The 16,828-nt window shown below is 62.1% G+C and carries 22 protein-coding genes and 1 tRNA gene; 12 read left to right on the forward strand and 11 right to left on the reverse strand.

Features of this window, described 5'->3' with window-relative positions:
• Nucleotides 1-74 precede the first annotated feature (74 nt).
• Genes KPG71_RS04565 through KPG71_RS04580 form a run of 4 tightly spaced genes read left to right on the forward strand, consistent with a single transcriptional unit; the run spans nt 75 to nt 3,412 of the window.
• The gene (locus KPG71_RS04565) at nt 75-998 is read left to right on the forward strand and encodes a branched-chain amino acid ABC transporter permease (RefSeq protein WP_073034772.1); all 924 of its coding nucleotides are present in this window, start codon (nt 75-77) and stop codon (nt 996-998) included.
• Nucleotides 995-1,978: a branched-chain amino acid ABC transporter permease gene (locus KPG71_RS04570; protein WP_216336950.1), complete on the forward strand. Its 984-nt coding sequence runs from the start codon at nt 995-997 to the stop codon at nt 1,976-1,978. The genes KPG71_RS04565 and KPG71_RS04570 overlap by 4 nt, the downstream gene beginning before the upstream one ends.
• The gene (locus KPG71_RS04575) at nt 1,971-2,726 is read left to right on the forward strand and encodes an ABC transporter ATP-binding protein (RefSeq protein WP_216336951.1); all 756 of its coding nucleotides are present in this window, start codon (nt 1,971-1,973) and stop codon (nt 2,724-2,726) included. The genes KPG71_RS04570 and KPG71_RS04575 overlap by 8 nt, the downstream gene beginning before the upstream one ends.
• Nucleotides 2,723-3,412: an ABC transporter ATP-binding protein gene (locus tag KPG71_RS04580; RefSeq protein WP_216336952.1), complete on the forward strand. Its 690-nt coding sequence runs from the start codon at nt 2,723-2,725 to the stop codon at nt 3,410-3,412. The genes KPG71_RS04575 and KPG71_RS04580 overlap by 4 nt, the downstream gene beginning before the upstream one ends.
• A gap of 8 nt (nt 3,413-3,420) precedes the next feature.
• On the opposite strand, the gene KPG71_RS04585 is transcribed toward KPG71_RS04580, so the two are convergent.
• From KPG71_RS04585 to glnH, 5 genes are all read right to left on the reverse strand, one after another.
• Nucleotides 3,421-4,371, reverse strand: coding sequence for a MurR/RpiR family transcriptional regulator (locus tag KPG71_RS04585; RefSeq protein WP_216336953.1), 951 nt, complete (start codon nt 4,369-4,371; stop codon nt 3,421-3,423).
• Nucleotides 4,319-5,350, reverse strand: coding sequence for a C45 family peptidase (locus KPG71_RS04590; RefSeq protein ID WP_216336954.1), 1,032 nt, complete (start codon nt 5,348-5,350; stop codon nt 4,319-4,321). The genes KPG71_RS04585 and KPG71_RS04590 overlap by 53 nt, the downstream gene beginning before the upstream one ends.
• The gene (gene glnQ, locus KPG71_RS04595; RefSeq protein WP_367397308.1) at nt 5,343-6,062 is read right to left on the reverse strand and encodes a glutamine ABC transporter ATP-binding protein GlnQ; all 720 of its coding nucleotides are present in this window, start codon (nt 6,060-6,062) and stop codon (nt 5,343-5,345) included. Before glnQ ends, KPG71_RS04590 begins: the two co-directional genes overlap by 8 nt.
• 2 nt (nt 6,063-6,064) lie before the next feature.
• Nucleotides 6,065-6,721 (reverse strand): glutamine ABC transporter permease GlnP, encoded by a 657-nt coding sequence (gene glnP, locus KPG71_RS04600; RefSeq protein WP_073034779.1) that lies wholly within the window; start codon nt 6,719-6,721, stop codon nt 6,065-6,067.
• Nucleotides 6,722-6,806: 85 nt separating this feature from the next.
• Nucleotides 6,807-7,538: a glutamine ABC transporter substrate-binding protein GlnH gene (gene glnH, locus KPG71_RS04605; protein ID WP_216336956.1), complete on the reverse strand. Its 732-nt coding sequence runs from the start codon at nt 7,536-7,538 to the stop codon at nt 6,807-6,809.
• Between the two features lie 145 nt (nt 7,539-7,683).
• Between glnH and KPG71_RS04610 the strand changes: the two genes are divergently transcribed.
• From KPG71_RS04610 to KPG71_RS04620, 3 genes are all read left to right on the forward strand, one after another.
• Nucleotides 7,684-9,009 carry an aspartate aminotransferase family protein gene (locus tag KPG71_RS04610; protein WP_216336957.1) on the forward strand — a complete coding sequence of 442 codons (1,326 nt, stop codon included), beginning with the start codon at nt 7,684-7,686 and terminating at the stop codon, nt 9,007-9,009.
• 144 nt (nt 9,010-9,153) lie between these two features.
• Nucleotides 9,154-9,486, forward strand: a complete 333-nt coding sequence (locus KPG71_RS04615; RefSeq protein WP_216336958.1) for a hypothetical protein — start codon at nt 9,154-9,156, stop codon at nt 9,484-9,486.
• A 414-nt stretch (nt 9,487-9,900) separates the two neighbouring features.
• A complete protein-coding gene (locus KPG71_RS04620) occupies nt 9,901-10,353 on the forward strand; it encodes an MmcB family DNA repair protein (RefSeq protein WP_216336959.1) in 453 nt (150 codons plus the stop codon).
• On the opposite strand, the gene KPG71_RS04625 is transcribed toward KPG71_RS04620, so the two are convergent.
• Complete coding sequence (locus KPG71_RS04625) at nt 10,343-10,528, reverse strand: DUF6324 family protein (protein ID WP_216337206.1); 186 nt, start codon at nt 10,526-10,528, stop codon at nt 10,343-10,345. The genes KPG71_RS04620 and KPG71_RS04625 overlap by 11 nt on opposite strands.
• Nucleotides 10,529-10,607: 79 nt before the next feature.
• Between KPG71_RS04625 and KPG71_RS04630 the strand changes: the two genes are divergently transcribed.
• Together KPG71_RS04630 and KPG71_RS04635 are read left to right on the forward strand one after the other, a co-directional pair.
• Nucleotides 10,608-11,090 carry a GNAT family N-acetyltransferase gene (locus KPG71_RS04630; protein ID WP_216336960.1) on the forward strand — a complete coding sequence of 161 codons (483 nt, stop codon included), beginning with the start codon at nt 10,608-10,610 and terminating at the stop codon, nt 11,088-11,090.
• 44 nt (nt 11,091-11,134) lie between these two features.
• Nucleotides 11,135-11,211, forward strand: a tRNA-His gene (locus KPG71_RS04635).
• 123 nt (nt 11,212-11,334) lie between these two features.
• Here the strand turns inward: KPG71_RS04635 and KPG71_RS04640 are convergent.
• Together KPG71_RS04640 and KPG71_RS19610 are read right to left on the reverse strand one after the other, a co-directional pair.
• Nucleotides 11,335-11,541, reverse strand: a complete 207-nt coding sequence (locus tag KPG71_RS04640) for a hypothetical protein (protein WP_216337225.1) — start codon at nt 11,539-11,541, stop codon at nt 11,335-11,337.
• Entirely contained in the window at nt 11,538-11,780 is a 243-nt protein-coding gene (locus tag KPG71_RS19610; RefSeq protein WP_253196093.1) for a hypothetical protein, read from the reverse strand. Before KPG71_RS19610 ends, KPG71_RS04640 begins: the two co-directional genes overlap by 4 nt.
• 297 nt (nt 11,781-12,077) lie before the next feature.
• Between KPG71_RS19610 and KPG71_RS04650 the strand changes: the two genes are divergently transcribed.
• The 3 genes from KPG71_RS04650 to KPG71_RS04660 all read left to right on the forward strand — a co-directional run bounded on the left by KPG71_RS04650 (nt 12,078) and on the right by KPG71_RS04660 (nt 12,970).
• The gene (locus KPG71_RS04650; RefSeq protein ID WP_216336961.1) at nt 12,078-12,293 is read left to right on the forward strand and encodes a hypothetical protein; all 216 of its coding nucleotides are present in this window, start codon (nt 12,078-12,080) and stop codon (nt 12,291-12,293) included.
• 72 nt (nt 12,294-12,365) lie between these two features.
• Entirely contained in the window at nt 12,366-12,614 is a 249-nt protein-coding gene (locus tag KPG71_RS04655) for a hypothetical protein (RefSeq protein ID WP_216336962.1), read from the forward strand.
• A gap of 59 nt (nt 12,615-12,673) precedes the next feature.
• Nucleotides 12,674-12,970, forward strand: a complete 297-nt coding sequence (locus KPG71_RS04660; RefSeq protein ID WP_216336963.1) for a hypothetical protein — start codon at nt 12,674-12,676, stop codon at nt 12,968-12,970.
• Here the strand turns inward: KPG71_RS04660 and KPG71_RS04665 are convergent.
• The 3 genes from KPG71_RS04665 to KPG71_RS04675 all read right to left on the reverse strand — a co-directional run bounded on the left by KPG71_RS04665 (nt 12,957) and on the right by KPG71_RS04675 (nt 16,720).
• Nucleotides 12,957-14,672: a hypothetical protein gene (locus KPG71_RS04665; RefSeq protein ID WP_216336964.1), complete on the reverse strand. Its 1,716-nt coding sequence runs from the start codon at nt 14,670-14,672 to the stop codon at nt 12,957-12,959. The genes KPG71_RS04660 and KPG71_RS04665 overlap by 14 nt on opposite strands.
• Nucleotide 14,673: 1 nt before the next feature.
• Nucleotides 14,674-15,126: a phage terminase small subunit P27 family gene (locus tag KPG71_RS04670; protein ID WP_216336965.1), complete on the reverse strand. Its 453-nt coding sequence runs from the start codon at nt 15,124-15,126 to the stop codon at nt 14,674-14,676.
• Nucleotides 15,127-15,337: 211 nt separating this feature from the next.
• Nucleotides 15,338-16,720 (reverse strand): phage major capsid protein, encoded by a 1,383-nt coding sequence (locus KPG71_RS04675; protein ID WP_216336966.1) that lies wholly within the window; start codon nt 16,718-16,720, stop codon nt 15,338-15,340.
• Nucleotides 16,721-16,828: the final 108 nt, after the last annotated feature.

Here is a 16,828-nt window from a genome sequence, read left to right on the forward strand (position 1 = left end):
ATTTACCTTTGCATGCTAAAGGGGGGCACCCTTGCGCGGGGCACGGGGGCGGGGAACGACAGGCAAGGCAGAGAATGTCCACCATCCTATTGATCGAGCAGACGCTCAACGGGCTGCAATTCGGCGTCATGCTGTTTCTGATGGCCGCCGGGCTGACCCTGATCTTCGGCGTGATGGGCCTGATCAACCTCGCGCATGGTTCGCTCTACATGGTCGGGGCCTTTGCCGCTGCGGGCGTGGCGGCCTGGACCGGCTCTTTCGTGCTGGCGCTGGCGGCCAGCCTTGTGGCGGCGGCCGTGGCCGGGGTGATCGTCGAAATGGTGGTGATCCGGCGGCTTTACGATCGCGACCACCTTGATCAGGTGCTGGCCACCTTCGCGCTGATCCTGATCTTTTCCGAAGGCACGCGATGGGCGTTCGGCTCGTTCCCGTTGTTTCTGGACACGCCGGACTGGCTGTCGGGGACGGTCATGCTGCCCTTCGGCATCGAATATTCGCGCTATCGTCTGGCGATCATCCTTGTCGGGCTGGCGGTTGCGGCGGGGCTGTTCTGGATGATCGCGCGCACCCGCATCGGCATCCGCATCCGCGCCGGGGAAAATGATCGTGAAATGATCGGCGCGCTCGGGGTGAACATTTCGCGGCTTTACACGCTGGTGTTTGCACTCGGCGCGGCGTTGGCGGGGTTCGCGGGGGCGCTGATCGGCGCGATCCAGTCGGTGCAGGTCGGCATGGGCGAACCCGTCCTGATCCTCGCCTTCGTGGTGATCGTGATCGGCGGGATCGGCTCGATCAAGGGGGCGTTCATCGGAGCGATCCTTGTCGGGCTCACCGATACCCTGGGCCGCTTCCTGCTGCCGCTGGCCTTCGGCCTGATCATGGAGCCCTCGGCGGCCACCTCGGTCGGGGCGTCGCTGGCCTCGATGGCGATCTACATCCTCATGGCCGGGGTTTTGCTGTTCCGCCCGCAGGGCCTGTTCGGGGCGCGGGCGGCATGAGGCGCGAAACCCTTCTCAATGCGGCGGTTCTGGCGCTGCTTCTGGCCGTGCCGCTTTGGGCGCAGGCCACGGACGAGCCGTTCACCATCACGCTCGCCACCCGCGCCGTGATCCTCGCCATCGCCGGGGTCGGGCTGAACGTGGCGCTCGGGCTTGGCGGGCTGGTCAGCCTTGGCCATGCGTTGTTTTTCGGGGTGGGCGGCTATGCCATGGGCATCCTTGCCTTCCATGCCCAAAGCTACACCGCGCTGATCGACTGGCCCGTGACCATCGAGGGCACCAAATCCATGCCGCTCATATGGCTGGTGGCCATCGCCACCTCGGCCCTGGCTGCGCTTGGCGTCGGGGCGCTGTCGCTGCGCACGACGGGCGTCTATTTCATCATGATCACGCTGGCCTTTGCGCAGATGTTCTATTTCTTCGCGATTTCATGGCCCGCCTATGGCGGCGAGGACGGGATGTCGATCTATGTGCGCAACGGCTTTCCGGGGCTCAACACGATGGACCCGATCCAGTTCTTCGCCATCTGCTTCGCGCTGCTGCTTCTGGTGCTGTTCATCGTATGGCGCGTGTCGCGGGCGCCCTTCGGGCTGATGCTGGGGGCCGCGCGGCAATCCGAGGCGCGCGTTCAGGCGCTCGGGCAGGTGCCCTACCGGCTCTACCTGACGGCCTTTGTCATTTCGGGCGCGATCACCGGGCTGGCGGGCGCGCTTTTCGCCGATCTCAACCGGTTCGTCAGCCCGACGATGTTTTCCTGGCAAACCTCGGGCGAGATCATGGTGTTCGTGATCCTCGGCGGGGTGGGGCGGGTGTTCGGCCCCGTGGCGGGCGCGGCCCTGTTCATCGTGCTGGAACACAGCCTTGGGGGCCTCAGCGAATTCTGGCACATCTATCTGGGCGCGATCCTTCTGGGGGTTGTGCTGTTCGCGCGCGGCGGGCTTTACGGCCTTCTGGCCGGACGGGAGCGCGCGCATGACTGATCCGGTTCTCGACATTCGCGGCCTGAACAAGAGCTTCGGCGCGCTCAGGGCCAGTCAGGATATCGACCTGACGCTGCACCCCGGCGAAATCCATGCGCTGATCGGTCCCAACGGCGCGGGCAAATCCACCCTGATTCAGCAGATCGCGGGCGGGCTGCGCCCCGACAGCGGGCAGGTGATCTTTGACGGGCGCGACGTGACCGGCCTCAGCACCGCCGCGCGGGCGCGGCTTGGCATGGGGCGCACCTTCCAGATTTCGGCGCTGGCGATGGATTATACCGTGTTGCAGAACGCGGTGCTCGGGGCGCTTGGCGCGCGTGGCGGCGTCTATCGGTTTTTCCGCCCCGTGATGCGCGATGCCGCCCTGCTGGAGCGGGCGCGTGCGGCGCTGGACACCGTCGGGCTGACCGAGTTCCAGGCCCTGCGCACGTCCGAGCTGTCGCACGGCCAGCGCCGCCAGCTCGAAGTCGCCGTCGCGCTGACCCTCTCGCCGCGCGTGTTCCTGATGGACGAACCGATGGCCGGGCTTGGCGCCGATGGCTCGCGCCGGTTGATGGAGATGCTGGACAGCCTGCGCGCGCAGGCCCCGATCCTGCTGATCGAACATGACATGGATGCGGTGTTCGCGCTGGCCGACCGGATCAGCGTTCTGGTTTACGGGCAGATCATCGCCACCGGCACGGTCGATGAGATCCGCGCCAACGCGGAGGTCCGCACCGCCTATCTGGGCGAGGAGGAGGACGCATGAGCCTTCTCACCCTGTCGCGCATCTCGGCCTTTTACGGCCCCAGCCAGGCGCTGTTCGACGTCAACCTGTCGATCGGCGAAGGGCAGGTTCTGGCGCTGATGGGGCGTAACGGCATGGGCAAATCCACCACCGTCAAGGTGATCTGCCGCCTGCTGCCCCACAAGGGCGGGACGGTCGTGTTCGACGGGCACGATCTGGCGCGGGTGCCTGCGCATCGCGCGGCGCGGGCAGGCATCGGCCTTGTCCCCGAGGGGCGGCGCTGTTTCACCAACCTGACAGTGCAGGAAAACCTGATCGCCGCCGCGCGTCCGGGTCCGTGGGACATGGCCGCCGTGGGCCGCCTCTTTCCCCGCCTGACCGAGCGCAAGGACCAGCTTTCGGCGTCGCTGTCGGGGGGCGAACAGCAGATGCTGGCCATTGGCCGCGCCCTGATGACCAATCCCCGGCTTCTGATCCTCGACGAGGCGACCGAAGGGCTGGCCCCCGTGGTGCGCCACGAAATCTGGGCCGCCATCGCGCATCTCAAGGCCGAAACCGGCATGGCCCTTCTGGTGATCGACAAATCCATCCGCGAATTGTCGAACGTGGCCGACAGCGCCGTGATCCTCGAAAAGGGGCGCAATGTCTGGCAGGGGGCGTTCTCCGACCTGACCCCGGACGTGACCGACCGGTACCTCGGCGTCTGACGCCGCTCTCAGATTTCCACGTTAAGGCGCTTGATCATCCGGTCACGCTCGGCCAGCGCCTGCTTGGCGCGTTCCGGGCTGGCGGCGGCGCAGCCGTTGATCAGGCATTCGGCGGCCAGGATGAAGGTGGTCAGCGAATTCGACAGGAAGCTGGTGTCATGGGGCACCAGAACCGCCGCCTGCGACACCGCTGCAAGTGGCGAACTGGCCCGATCCGTCACCGCCACGATCCCAATTCCGCGCTCTGCCGCGGCCTTGGCGGCCTGGGCCACCTGCGTCGAATAGGGCGCGCAACTGGCCGTCACCAGAACGTCCTCGGCCTCCATCGAGGCGATTCCCTCGGCCACGCCAAGACCGTTGGAATCCAGCAAATGCACGTCCGAGCGGATCATCCGCAGCCCGTAGACCAGAAAGCTGGCAAAGGCGTGAAACTGCCGGATGCCATGCACCATGACGCGCGGTGCGGTGGTGATCATTTCCGTGGCATGGCGGAATTGCCCGATATCGCAGCCTTCGAGAAATCGCTCGATATTGGCCTGGTTTTCCCGGCACAGCCGCGTGACGCCACCCATGCCGCTGGCATCCTCGCCCGCCAGCGCGGTTTGCACCTGCCGCGTATAGAAATCCCCCGGCGCGGCCATCGAGGCATCCAGCAACACCTGCTGGAACGCCCCGAAACCGGGATAGCCCAGATTGCGCGCCAGCCGGGTCAGGGTGGAAGGGTTGACCGAAAGTTTCTCGGCCAGTGCGGTGATCGACAACAGGGCCGGATCGCCGCGCAGGTCCAGAATATCGGCCAGCGCCTGCTGTGCCTTCGGCCCCAGCGACAACGGCGCTTCGCCGCGCGATACCTGCAACATCAGGTCGCGCAAATCCTGCACGCTCTGCGGCGGGGCAAGGGCCCCGTCAGGTTCGTGGCCAGCGCCCTTCGATGACGGGCCGCTCCGAGGTCTGGTCATGCAATCTCCACTCCACCGACGATTTTTCTATGCGGAACAGGGCCGTGGCAAGCGTATTCTCGTTGTCGGGGTCGTCGGGGCTGCATCTGTGGATGGGCAGGCCCGCCCCGCCGGTATCGCGCAGGATGCGCAGCGGGTCGGTGACACCGTCGCCGATCATCTGCGCCCCGCGCGCCTGCCGGTCACGCGACGAGTCGGTGATCGTCTGCTCCGCCGCCCGCGCGCCCATATGCAGCGCATGGTTGGCATGAACCGCAGGCGCGGCGATCTGCCGGGCCGAACAGGCCCCGCCGCCGAACTCCACGCTCATTACTCGCGTGTCGCCCGCCTGCGCCAGCGTCATGTGGAACCCACCGCTGTCATTGTGCCGCGCCAGCAGCGCCAGCGCCTCGTCCAGCGCCTCGCAGGCCAGAACCGCACGGCCCAGCCCCATGCGCGGCAACTCTGCACGGACGGCGCGAAGCCGCAGGTTGTTCACCGCCTGCGCCAGCCCCGCCGCATTGGCCCCGAAGGTGTGGCCGGGGATCGAACCGGGATAACAGAACGACATCAGTGCCGGGCCGTCATCGGGGGTGATTGCGGCCACGAAGGCATGACCGCGAAAGCCGGGCAAGCCGTCCTCGTTATGGCCGATCACCGGAACATCGCCGGGGATCTGCACCGTGGTGCAGCCATCGGGCACGTTCGACATCAGATCGCCCCGGCAGTTCCACGCCACGACCTGCTCCAGCGGCAGATCCAGCCCCTCGGCCAGGCCTTGCAACTCCTCCCAGACCGCCGGGAACAGCGCCTTTACCCTGTCGGCCATGCCCTGCACCGCGCCCGCATGGGCCGGGGCGGTCACTGCCTGCCAATAATCGGCCCGCAGCAGCACGTCGCGCACCGCATCACGGCCCGCTTCGCCAAGTGTCCGGCCAATCTGGCGGGGGGTGCCCCGCGCCGTGACGCGGCCCAGTTCGGAAGCCATGACCTCAGACATGTTGCAGGAAATCCTTCATCCGGTCGTTGGGCGGTGTGTCGATCACCTCGCGCGGGTCGCCATCGACGGCGATATGCCCGTGCTCCATGAAGATCAGCCGCGTGCCCACCTGCTTGGCAAACCCCATCTCATGGGTGACCACGACCATGGTCATGCCTTCCTCGGCCAGCGCCCGCATGACGTTCAGCACTTCCTGCTTCAGTTCCGGGTCCAGCGCCGAGGTGGGCTCGTCGAACAGCATCACCTTGGGCTTGACCGCCAGCGCGCGGGCAATCGCCACACGCTGTTGCTGGCCGCCCGACAGCTCCGCCGGGTAATGCCCCGCCTTGTCGCGCAGCCCGACCTTTTCCAGAAGGTCCAGCGCGGTTTCCTCGGCCTGTGCCTTGCTCAGCCCGCGCACTTTCGAGGGGCCGAAAGCCACGTTCTCCAGCGCCGTCAGCTGCGGGAACAGGTTGAACTGCTGAAACACCATCCCGGCCTCCTGCCGGATTTCGCGCAATTGTTTCGAGCTTCCCGTGACGCTCAGCCCGTCGACGATCAGATCGCCCCCGGTGATGGTTTCCAGCCCGTTGATACAGCGCAGCAGCGTCGATTTGCCCGATCCCGAAGGGCCCACCAGCACCACCACCTCGCCCGCGTTGATCGACAGGTCCACACCGTCCAGCACCTTGAGAGGGCCGAAATGCTTGGACGTGTTCTTGAATTCGATGATGCTCATAGGATCCTCATGCGTTTTTCGAGGGTGCGCAGGATCAGGCTCAGCGTGCCCGTCATGATCAGGTAGATGATCGCCACCGCCGTCCAGATTTCCACCGCGCGAAAGTTCGACGCCATGATCTCCTGCCCCGTCCGGGTCAACTCACCCACGCCGATCACGATGAACAGAGACGTGTCCTTGAGGCTGACGATGAACTGGTTGCCAAGCGGCGGGATCAGCCGGCGAAACGCCAGCGGCCCGACGATATAGACCAGCACCTTCCAGTGCGGCAGGCCGATGGCCAGCCCGGCCTCGGTCAGGCCCTTGGAGATCGACAGGAACGCGCCGCGCACGATTTCCGCGATGTAGGCCCCGGCGTTGACGATGATCGCCAGCACCGCCGCGCTCATCGGGTCGATGCGCAGATCGGCCAGGACGGGCAGGGCGAAGTACAGGAACATCACCTGCACCACGATCGGCGTGCCGCGGATCACCTCGATATAGGCGAATGCGATGGCGTTCAGGATACGCCCCCCATAGGCCCGCATCAGCCCGGCCAGCGTGCCCAGGAAAAGGCCGCCGATCAGGCCGACGACCGTAATGTAGACCGTCGTTTTCGCCCCCTCCAGAAGCTGGGGAAGGAAATCGACGATGACGGACCAGTCCGTTTCCATGAAAGGCCTCCGTTATCGAATGTCAGAAATGTCAGGAAAATGGGGGCCGGGCCGCAGGTAGGAAGGAGCGACCCGGCCGGGTGGTTCAGTTCGACGAGCCGAACCACTTGGAGTAGATCGCATCATAGCGACCGTCTTCGCGCATCTTGGCCAGCGCCTCGTTCACCGGGCCGACCAGTTCGCTGCCCTTGGGAAAGCCGATACCGTACTGGTGCGCCATCTGCTGATCGCCCACGGCCTTCACATCACCGCCGCCTGCGGTGGCGATGTAGTAGAGCACGTTGGGCGTGTCATGCATGGCGGCATCCACGCGGCCGGTCCGCAGCTCAAGATAGGCGTTGTCGATATTGGGGAACTTGCGCAGCTCGGTGTCGGGCAGGTTTTCCTCGGCCCAGTCCGAGGCCGAGGTGCCGGTTTTCACCGCCAGCGTCTTGCCGGCCAGATCGTCCCAGTTCGCGACATCGCTGTCGGCGGGCACCATCAGGCGGAAACCGCTGTCATAATAGCCGTCGGAAAAGTCGATGACTTCCTCGCGCTCGGGCTTGATGGTGATTCCCGCCAGCGCCACATCCACCTGCCCGGTCTGCAACGCCGGAATGATCCCCGAGAAATCCATCGGGCGCAGTTCGTAGTCCATGCCCAGTTCTTCGGCGATGGCCTTCCACATCTCGATATCGAACCCGGTATATTCGCCGTCCTGCTTGAACTCGAACGGAACGAAGGCCGTATCGGTGGCGACGACGATCTCGTCGGCCCGTGCCGTGCTTGCTCCGAATGCGATGGCGGCGGCCGCGGCGAGTTTCACAATGGTTTTCATGTCAGCTCCCTGTCTGTGGCTGAGATTGTTGCAAATTCATCGTGCTTTATTGCTGCACAATGCAAAAATATTTGCATAAGCGAAATCCAAATGCAAACCTTGTTGCACAATTTCGCGTTCCGACCCGCAACAAAGGCGATCTAAGATGTCCGCACTGTTCCACCGTTCCTGCACTGCAAACCTGCCCGTGGCCGATACCGGCGACGGGTGCTACCTGATTGATACGGATGGTAAAAAATACCTCGACGCCTGTGGCGGCGCGGCGGTGTCCTGCCTTGGCCATTCCGATGCGGCGGTCAAGGGGGCGATCCGCGACCAACTCGACAGGCTGCCCTTCGCGCATACCGGTTTCTTCACCAGCCAGGCCGCCGAATCGCTGGCCGAACTGCTTGTGCACCATGCCCCCGATGGCATTGCCCGCATGTATCCCGTGTCCGGCGGGTCCGAGGCGGTGGAGGCCGCGATCAAGCTCGCGCGCCAGTATTTCCTCGAAACCGGCCAGTCCACGCGCTACCGCATCATCGCCCGGCGGCAAAGCTATCACGGCAACACCCTTGGCGCGCTGGCGGCAGGGGGCAACATGTGGCGGCGCGCGCCGTTTTCCGACCTGATGGTCGAAACCAGCCACATTTCGCCCTGCTACGAATATCGCGACCGTCGCGACGATGAAACGCCCGAGGCTTATGGCCTGCGCGTCGCGGATGAACTGGAAACCGAGATTCAGCGCCTCGGCCCCGAGACCGTCATGGCCTTCATCGCCGAACCCGTGGTCGGGGCCACTACCGGGGCCGTGCCTGCTGTGCCCGGCTACTTCAAACGCATCCGCGAGATTTGTGATCGCCACGGTATCCTGCTGATCCTCGACGAGGTCATGTGCGGGATGGGCCGTACCGGCACGTTGTTTGCCAGCGAACAGGACGGCATAGCGCCCGATATCGTGACCATCGCCAAGGGCCTCGGTGCGGGCTATCAGCCGGTCGGCGCGATGCTGTGTTCTGCGCGTATCTACGACGCGATCCGCGACGGCTCGGGCTTTTTCCAGCACGGGCATACCTATATCGGCCACCCGATGGCGATGGCCGCCGCGCTGGCGGTGCTGACGCGGCTGACCGACGGCCAGACCCTGCCGCGCGTGGCCCGCGCGGGCGATCTGTTGCACTCCGCCCTGCAGGACAGGCTGGGCCAGCATCCGCATGTCGGCGATATCCGGGGCAGGGGCCTGTTTCGGGGCATCGAACTGGTGGCGGACCGCGCGACGAAAGAGCCCTTCGATCCCGCCCTAAACCTGCACAAGCGGATCAAGGCCAACGCGATGCAGGACGGGCTGATGTGCTACCCGATGGGCGGCACCATCGACGGGCAGCGCGGTGACCACATCCTGCTGGCCCCGCCCTTCATCGTGACCGACGACCAGATCGGGCAGATCGCCGATATTCTGGCCGGAGCCATCGACCGGGCGATTGCCGGCTAGGCACCGGCCCCCAGCACTGCCCGTTTTGCAGGCAGCCCGCAGGCGGGCGACAGCGGGTCGCGGGGCGGGCAGGGGCTCTTGCCTTGAGGGCGGGCATGATTACATGCTATTCTGTAAGGGAAGAAAACAAGGGGAGTCGCTGCCATGCCCAAACTCATCCGCCTCTATATCACCCATGTCGCCATCGGCTTCGGGATCGCGGCGGCGTTCGTGGCCATGCTCCTCTGGTTCGATATCGCCAACCTGTGGCATCTGGTCAGCACCTCCGACAAGGGTTGGCTTGCGGTTCTGATCCTGTGGATTTCCAACGGTATCATCTTTGCCGGGGTGCAGTTCGGGATCGCCGTAATGCGCCTCAAGGATGACGACGATGACGAACCGCGCGGCGGGCTGCGCCAGCACGCGATGCGCCCTGATCACGCCACCATTCCCGTGCGCGTCGACGAAGGCCGCCAGACCCTGTTCGGCAAGCACTGACACCGGCACCGGAATTTAAATCATGAAAACGGACCGCATGTATCCTGCGGTCCGTTTTCATTTGCGGAATTGAAAAGTGGCGGGCCCGCACGCAGCCGTTTGGTTCTCTCATTCCCGAGGACCTGTATATACAGGTGGGCGTCGGAAGTAACCAGGCCAGGGCCAGGACAGAGCCAACTCCCTCGGAATTGCTTAAGGCCACCGGAATGCAACCGTTCACGAGAAGGGCAGCACCCGCCACAGCCCTAATTAGGGCTTTGCCGCCCCCCGAACAAGGGGAACGCATCAAAATCGGAATGCGCGCTCAAGCGGGCCGCGCAGGGAAACACCCGATCCGGCGGCGCGTTGGCCCTGGTTCCCCGTGCAACCCAAAAGCGGCCTTGACTTTGTTCCCTTTTTGTTCATCATTTTGGCATGACCCTTCTGCCCGATCCCACGTTGCAACCCGGCCAGATCCTGGCGCGGGGCGTGTGCAGGCATCTGCTGGGGCACGATTTCGCCTGTATCGAGGAATTCACCCCCGAACGGGGCAAGCGCGTGGACGTGATGGCCCTTGGCCCCAAGGGCGATCTCTGGGTGATCGAGTGCAAATCCTCGCGTGCCGACTATACCTCGGACAACAAATGGCAGGGCTACCTGAACTGGTGTGACCGTTATTTCTGGGCGGTGGACGAAAATTTCCCGACCGATCTCCTGCCCGAGGGAACGGGCCTGATCGTCGCCGATGGCTATGACGCCGAAATCCTGCGCATGGCCCCCGAAACCCGGCTTGCGGGCGCGCGGCGCAGCGCGCTGACCCGTCGCTTTGCCCGCCACGCGGCGCTGCGGTTGCAGGGCCTGCGCGATCCGGGGGCGCTCAGCCCTTAGCGCGCGCCGCTTTGGCCGCCGCAGCGATCTCGGCAGCGATTTCCTCGGCTTCTTCGGGGGTGAAATCCATGGGGATTTCAACGCCACTGGCCTCGACGAACAGCCGCACCATGCCCTGATCGGTCGGCCCGATCTGAAGATTCGCCTCGATGTCGCGTTCGGTGTTGATGCCCATTCCGGCCTCCTGCTTGAGCGATGTGCAGGTACCCGTTTCGCGCTTGATTGGCAAGCCGGATCGCGCTTTGCTGTCTGGCATGAGTGAGATACCCCTACGCCCCGTCCGCCCCGATGACGCGCCCTGGATCGTCGCGCAGCATCAGGCGCTCTATGCCGCCAATGACGGGTTCGACGACAGTTTTGGCCCGTTGGTGGCCAGAATCGTCGAGGATTTCTTCGCCAGCCACAATCCCGATTGCGAACACGGCTGGATCGCCGAACACCGGGGCAGGCCCGTCGGCTGCATCTTTTGTGTCCGGCTGGACCGTGACACCGCCAAGCTGCGCCTGTTTCTCGTGCTGCCCGACTGCCGCGGGCAGGGGCTTGGCCGCCGCCTGCTGGACACCTGTCTGAGCTTTGCCCGCAGCGCCGGGTATCGCCGGTTGCAATTGTGGACCCATGAAAGCCACCGCGCGGCCTGTGCGCTTTACCGCGCTGCGGGGTTCACACTGATCTCGTCCCGGCCCGTGCATTCCTTCGGCTGCGATTTGGTTGAACAAAGCTGGGAATTCGCGCTGTAAGAGGCTTGCAATCGCGCGGCGGTAAAGTTACATCGCGCGTCAGTGCCGCCTTAGCTCAGTAGGTTAGAGCGCTTGATTGTGGATCAAGAGGTCCCCCGTTCGAGCCGGGGAGGCGGTACCATAAAATCAATAACTTAGCGGATATCCCAACGATTTTCCTTGGCTGAAATGCCTCTGGGGTAACGTTTGGGGTAACAAAAACCGGGGCGCATGGCCCCGGCTTAAGTGATAGATTCGCAACTGGTTAGGCGTCAAAGGCCAAGTCCGAGGTTCTGAGTTCTTCCCCGCAACGATGGCGATCAATAAGCCCCTGCACCCGTTCTTCGAATTGCCCAACGCTGATTTCGTCTTTCGACAATGCGCGAAGGCCACCCATGAAGATCAGTCTTTCTGTTTCATCCAGTTTATTGAATGCCGAAATGATCTGTTCGGCTGCTTCGTTGCCAGTCATGCTGCGTTCCCCTGTGCTGCGTTAAAAGCCTGCATGACAAGTGATCTCGCATCGCCCATCCAAAACCAATCAAGGCTCAGGCCAGTTTCCTGGCAGAACCTCAGAAACTCATTTGAAAAGGTTCGCTCGTCGCCGGTCCCCTCCATCACGTTTTCGGGCGGCGTGGTGTCGGTCCACTTGGCAAATAGGGAAAGTCGCTCCATTGCGCCATCAGGCAGGCAGGTTTCGTCATTGGGCATTGTTTCAGTCCTCCATTGTGGTAATGTTCCCAAAAGTAACAATACGGAATGTTCTAAATTGGAACAAGTGAAAATTTCTGAGGGACAAATCAGGGCGGCGCGCGGATTGCTTGGACTATCTCAAACGGCCCTTGCAGAACGCGCGGGCGTGTCATCAATGACAGTGAAGCGGGCGGAAGGGTCTGGCTCCCCATACCCCGCACAAGGGGCGCTCAGGGCCATTCGCGATGCCCTCAAAGCCGCTGGCGTGGAGTTCATCGCAGAGAACGGTGGCGGGCCGGGGGTGAGGTTGAGGAAATGACCCCTCGCAAGGCGGCGCGCATAATCATTAGTGAGGGCCAGCCGCTGAACCCTGACGATGAGGTTGGATCGGTCACAAACATTTTTGAATTGGCTGAACAGCATAGTCCGGGAAGTTTGGGCGAACTATGCTTCGTCGTCGCCACCATGTATTTGGTGGTTATGCGAAAAATCGGATACTACAAAGGCGGCTGGTACGTTACCAAAAAGTGACAATTTGTGCCGCCCCCTGAATAAAGCTTTGTCACTGTCCAAATGGACAGTGAGCCGAGAAGGCTCGAGGAAATGACGTCAGAAACCGTAAACACCATTGGCCTCGTGCTGGATATTGCCGGGGTGATATTGCTGTTCTTCTTTGGTTTGCCGCCCGAAGTCAGGAGGGGAGGAAAGTCGTTCATCATTCTTGAGGGGTCGGACACTCCGGATTCAAAGAAAGAGGCAAGCAAAGCGAAATGGTTTGATCGAACCTCATGGCTGGCGCTCGGGCTTTTGGTTTTAGGCTTTGGCTTGCAGATTTGGAGCAACTACCTCTGACAATTGGCGAGTTTTTCCCGTATGATCAGCCACATGCAACGCAAGTTGAGGCGGAGATAATGGCAGAACAAAAAGTGTCGCTCGAAGAGGCAATTGAAATATTCAATCAGGAAATCAATCGCCTAAAGCAGCGGCAACAAGCGACAGAGTTATACATCCGCATAATTATCGCGCGCCTGGAGCAAGAGGGCAGCTTGGGTGCCGCGACTGGCTCAGATTTGGCCCATGCGCTCGCCAACCGAGTGGAAACTATCAAAAGCGATGGTGTCGCCGATCTGGCCGCCGTCATAAGGGATGTTTGGGCCGATGATTTACCGGATGCCGAGATCATCGACTTTAACCCTAGTTCGTCGTGATCCCCTTAATCACCGCGCCATCGTCAATCGCTTCGTTAAACTGAGCGATAAAGTCGCGCATCGCTGACTGCGGGATTGCCCCGTCGCCGGTGAAGTTGAAATGTAGATACTGCGTGTTCATCGGCGCGGCTTGCTGTCCGCCACCGATGCCACCATATCCCCCGGCCATGCCAGCACTCGCGCCGCCACCGTAGGACTGGCTTTGAAGCTGTGAGATCATCGTTGCAGTCTTGGCAATGGATGCCGCCGCAGAGATTGCCCCGAACGCTGGCCCGCCGCGCTCAGTGCCCCATTCATAGGCTTCAATGGCCGCTGCAATCCCGCTGACAGTGGCCTTGGCAACCGCCGCCGCCTTGCCGATCTGAAACATCTTCTTGTTCTCAGACTGCATCAAGCTGGCCAGATCACCGAACACACTGGAAGCAATTCGCAACTTGGTTTTCGCAAGGTTTTCTTCGCCCGCCATCACGTTATCGTTGTGCTGCTGTTGCAGATCACGCTCCCGCGCGTATGCCTCGCTCAGAAGTTCAAACTTGCCTTCGCTGTATTCTGCCAGCAGTTCGCGCATCCGCTCGAAATGCTCGGCCTGAATTTCAAACTCCTGCTCATTTTCACTTTGCAGAAAATCAAGTTTTGAACCACCTTCAAACCCATCACCAAGAGACGGGAACAGCGGGCCATCGCTGCCGCCGCCACCAGACAGCGCCCCTCCGATTGTGCCGCCCAGTCTTCCGGTGATTGAATCTGTCGCGCCCTTGCCAAGTTCGTTTTGGGCGCGCAGTTGATCCGTTGTGCCAACATCAGCCTCGCGGCGATCCTCGCCTTTGATCAGGCCCGCAAGGATGTTGTAGCCCTGAATGGCGTCGGTGATTGCGTCAACGATTTTCGTGATAGCACCGGCTGCGCTCAACAGGGCAGGTATCCAGACGTTTGTAATGTCGTCTGTTAGCTTCTTGATCTCGTCCTTGTTCTCAAGAATGGCCTGCGTGAACTGTGTGCTGATCGCGCCGGTCATGTTGTCGAGTTCGGCTTGAAGGTCTTGCGCGCCCTTCACAGCTTCATCTGACATGATTGCGCCTGCGCGCTGCGCCTCATCGCCAAGGCGCTTCATTTCCTTCCCGTTGTCGGCAAGCAATGGCTGCAACGCCGTCAAATCAGACGCCATTGCCTCCATGTAAAACGTCATTTCGTCTTGCGAGAGGTTCGCCTTTTCAAGGCTGCTGACGAACAGTTGCAGGGCTTGCGGGCCGCTCAGGTTTCTGAACTGTTCAGCCGTCACCCCCACCTTCGGTGCGATGTTGTCAAAGAAATCCTTCATCGGGCCGCCGCCCGTTTGCAGAAAATCCCCAACCCGGTCCTGAACGTCTTTCAGAATGTCGGCCAGCTTTTCCTGTCCGATGCCGACAGTCTTTGCCGCCGCCGCCATCTTCTGGAATTTCTCGGGGCTGGCGTTGGCGATGCGTGAAAGGCGCTCGATCTCGGCACCAGCATCAGCCGCGCCGCGCACCATCGTATAAGCACCGGCCCCCGCGACGGCCATGCCGCCAGCAATCGCCGCGCCAGCCTTGGCAACCCGCTTTGCGACTTTCTCGGCGTTGCTGCCAAAGCCCTTGACCGACCTTGTGCCTTTGTTCAGTTCGCGCTGTAGCGGGCCAATATCGGCAGAGACTTCAACGGCAATATCACCGACGACTTTCGCCATGTCAGGAATCCAATGCTGCAAATGGGTTTTGCTGGGCAGGCTTGCCCGCCGAAACCCTGTTTCGTGTCGCGGGACTCAGCCCGAATTCAGTCAGAAGGCTTTGAGCGTGGCGCATGGCCTCGGAACGCTGCGCCACCTCCGGGCGCGCTTTCCACAAGCCGCTTTCGCTTTGGTAGGTGCGCCCGCAATCCTCAATCACCGCCGTCAGGATTTCGATTTCCTCCAAACGGGATGCCAGCATGGCCAGCATGTGAACATCGACAGGTGAGGCGATGCTCAGAGCGTCCAGAACGGCGCTCAGGTGCGCGAACAGTTCCGCCGCGCGCTCGGATAGCCAATGCGGTGTATCAGGCAGTCCAGAAGGCGCAGAAGGCGCATCGGAGTTGGCCCGATCCGGGCGGAATGTGCCTTGAATAACCTTGATCTCGTCAGGTTTTGACTTGTTGCCGCGCATCGGTTTTTTCCTCCAAATCTGACGGGGTAAAAATGTGACGCCCCCGCCCGGTCCCCAACCGAAAGTGTGCGAAATCGGACCCACCCCCGGTTTATGAAAGCCTGCCACGCGCGGCCAGCGCCGCAGGCTCTACCCGGCCAGCCTCTTCCCAAATAGGCCGGGCAGCATAGTGGGTGGCAAGCGATGGAGCAGGCTCGCCACCCGGTCACGATCAGCCGGTGATTGCTGTGGTGGTGTGGAACGCGCCGGGATGAGCCACGGCAATGTCACCACGGAACCATGCAAGGAACGCGTACTGGCCGGTTTCCATGTAGAGTTCTTTGGAAATCATGATCGTCAGTTCGGTACGCACACCCATGTAAAGGTGGCGGAAATCACCGCAGAAGATCGTGCTTTCGTCAGAACCTGCGCCGCCATCGGTCGGGATTGCCGTGGTGGTCAACCACGGGATTTCCGAGACCTGGCGCGGCGCGTTCAGCGGCTGGTTATCCGTGGCTGTCAGCCCCGCGAACGTGCCTTCATCGCGCACCGACATGATATAGGCTGTCGGGTCCGCGTTGGCGTTCTTAACCGCCGTGCGGGCCGTCACAAGCGGGGCATAGCTGGTCAAGCCCGCAGACAGTGCGTTGGTGCCGATGCCCGACACATTCGCCACGCCTTCGGGTTCAGGTGCCGTGCCGCTGCCCAGAAGGGCCACGCGGTCCCATTCCTTCGCCATCGACGTTGCCAGGATTTGCGGAAGCATCACCGGAAGGTTCAGGCTGTCCTCCATCAGTTCCCGGCTCACCTTGACGATGCAGGCGAGGGACTTGGGTTGAAGGCTGACGCTGGTGAAGGTCGGATCACTGACGGTAATGCTGCCTTCCTCACTCCGCCAAGCCGGGGTGGGGTCGGATGCCACTTTGGCGATCAGGTTTTCCTTTGTGGTGAGCGGAATGGTCGGCGCACCAGCACGGGAACAAACGCTTTGCGAGCGCAGAAGGTCGATCATCTGCGAGGCAAGTGCGGTCGGGACGGTGTAACCGCCCGCGCTGTCTGTGCCTTCGGACAAAGCGCGTTTTTCCAGATCCGTTTTCGCACCGCAAACCATGCTGCGAAGATAGTCGCCAATCGGCAGGTCCGCGTATTCCGAGCGGCCCTCACGATCTTCAACCCATTCGGACATGCGCTCTTCGGGCTTCAAGCCAATCGTTCGCACATCGGGGATGTTGCGATAGTGTCCGCCATCTTCGCCGCGAACAGTTGCATTCGGGCCGATGGGGCGACGCGGATCACCGCCAACTGCGCGGGGTGCGCGACTGCCGATTTCCGTGCGGGTGTCCTGTTCTTCGGCAATTGCGTCGATCAGTTCAAGCAGCACTTCTGAGGTGCGCTCAATGTCCTTTACGCGCTCATCGGGTGTATTGTTCGTGATCTCGTCAAGGAGTTTGCGACATGCGCGGCGAGTATCAGCAGAAGCTTTGTTCAGGTCGCGCCAGTCCATTTTATGGAGTTCAACGCTGGTGATGTCGCTTGTGCCGAACACGTTGCGCAAAGATTGCACGTTTTTTTTAACCAACAGTGCAGCATTGGTATCGCTGAATTGGATAGTCATAGTTCCGTTCCTACAGACATGCCGGGAAGCACAAAGGGTCCCGGCGTTTCGGGGTGTCCTTTGCGCCAAGCCATCAGCCGGTCGCGGAAGGGAAGTTGCCTCGTCAGC

The organism is Roseovarius sp. PS-C2 (assembly GCF_018862045.1).
Taxonomy (GTDB): Bacteria; Pseudomonadota; Alphaproteobacteria; order Rhodobacterales; family Rhodobacteraceae; genus Roseovarius.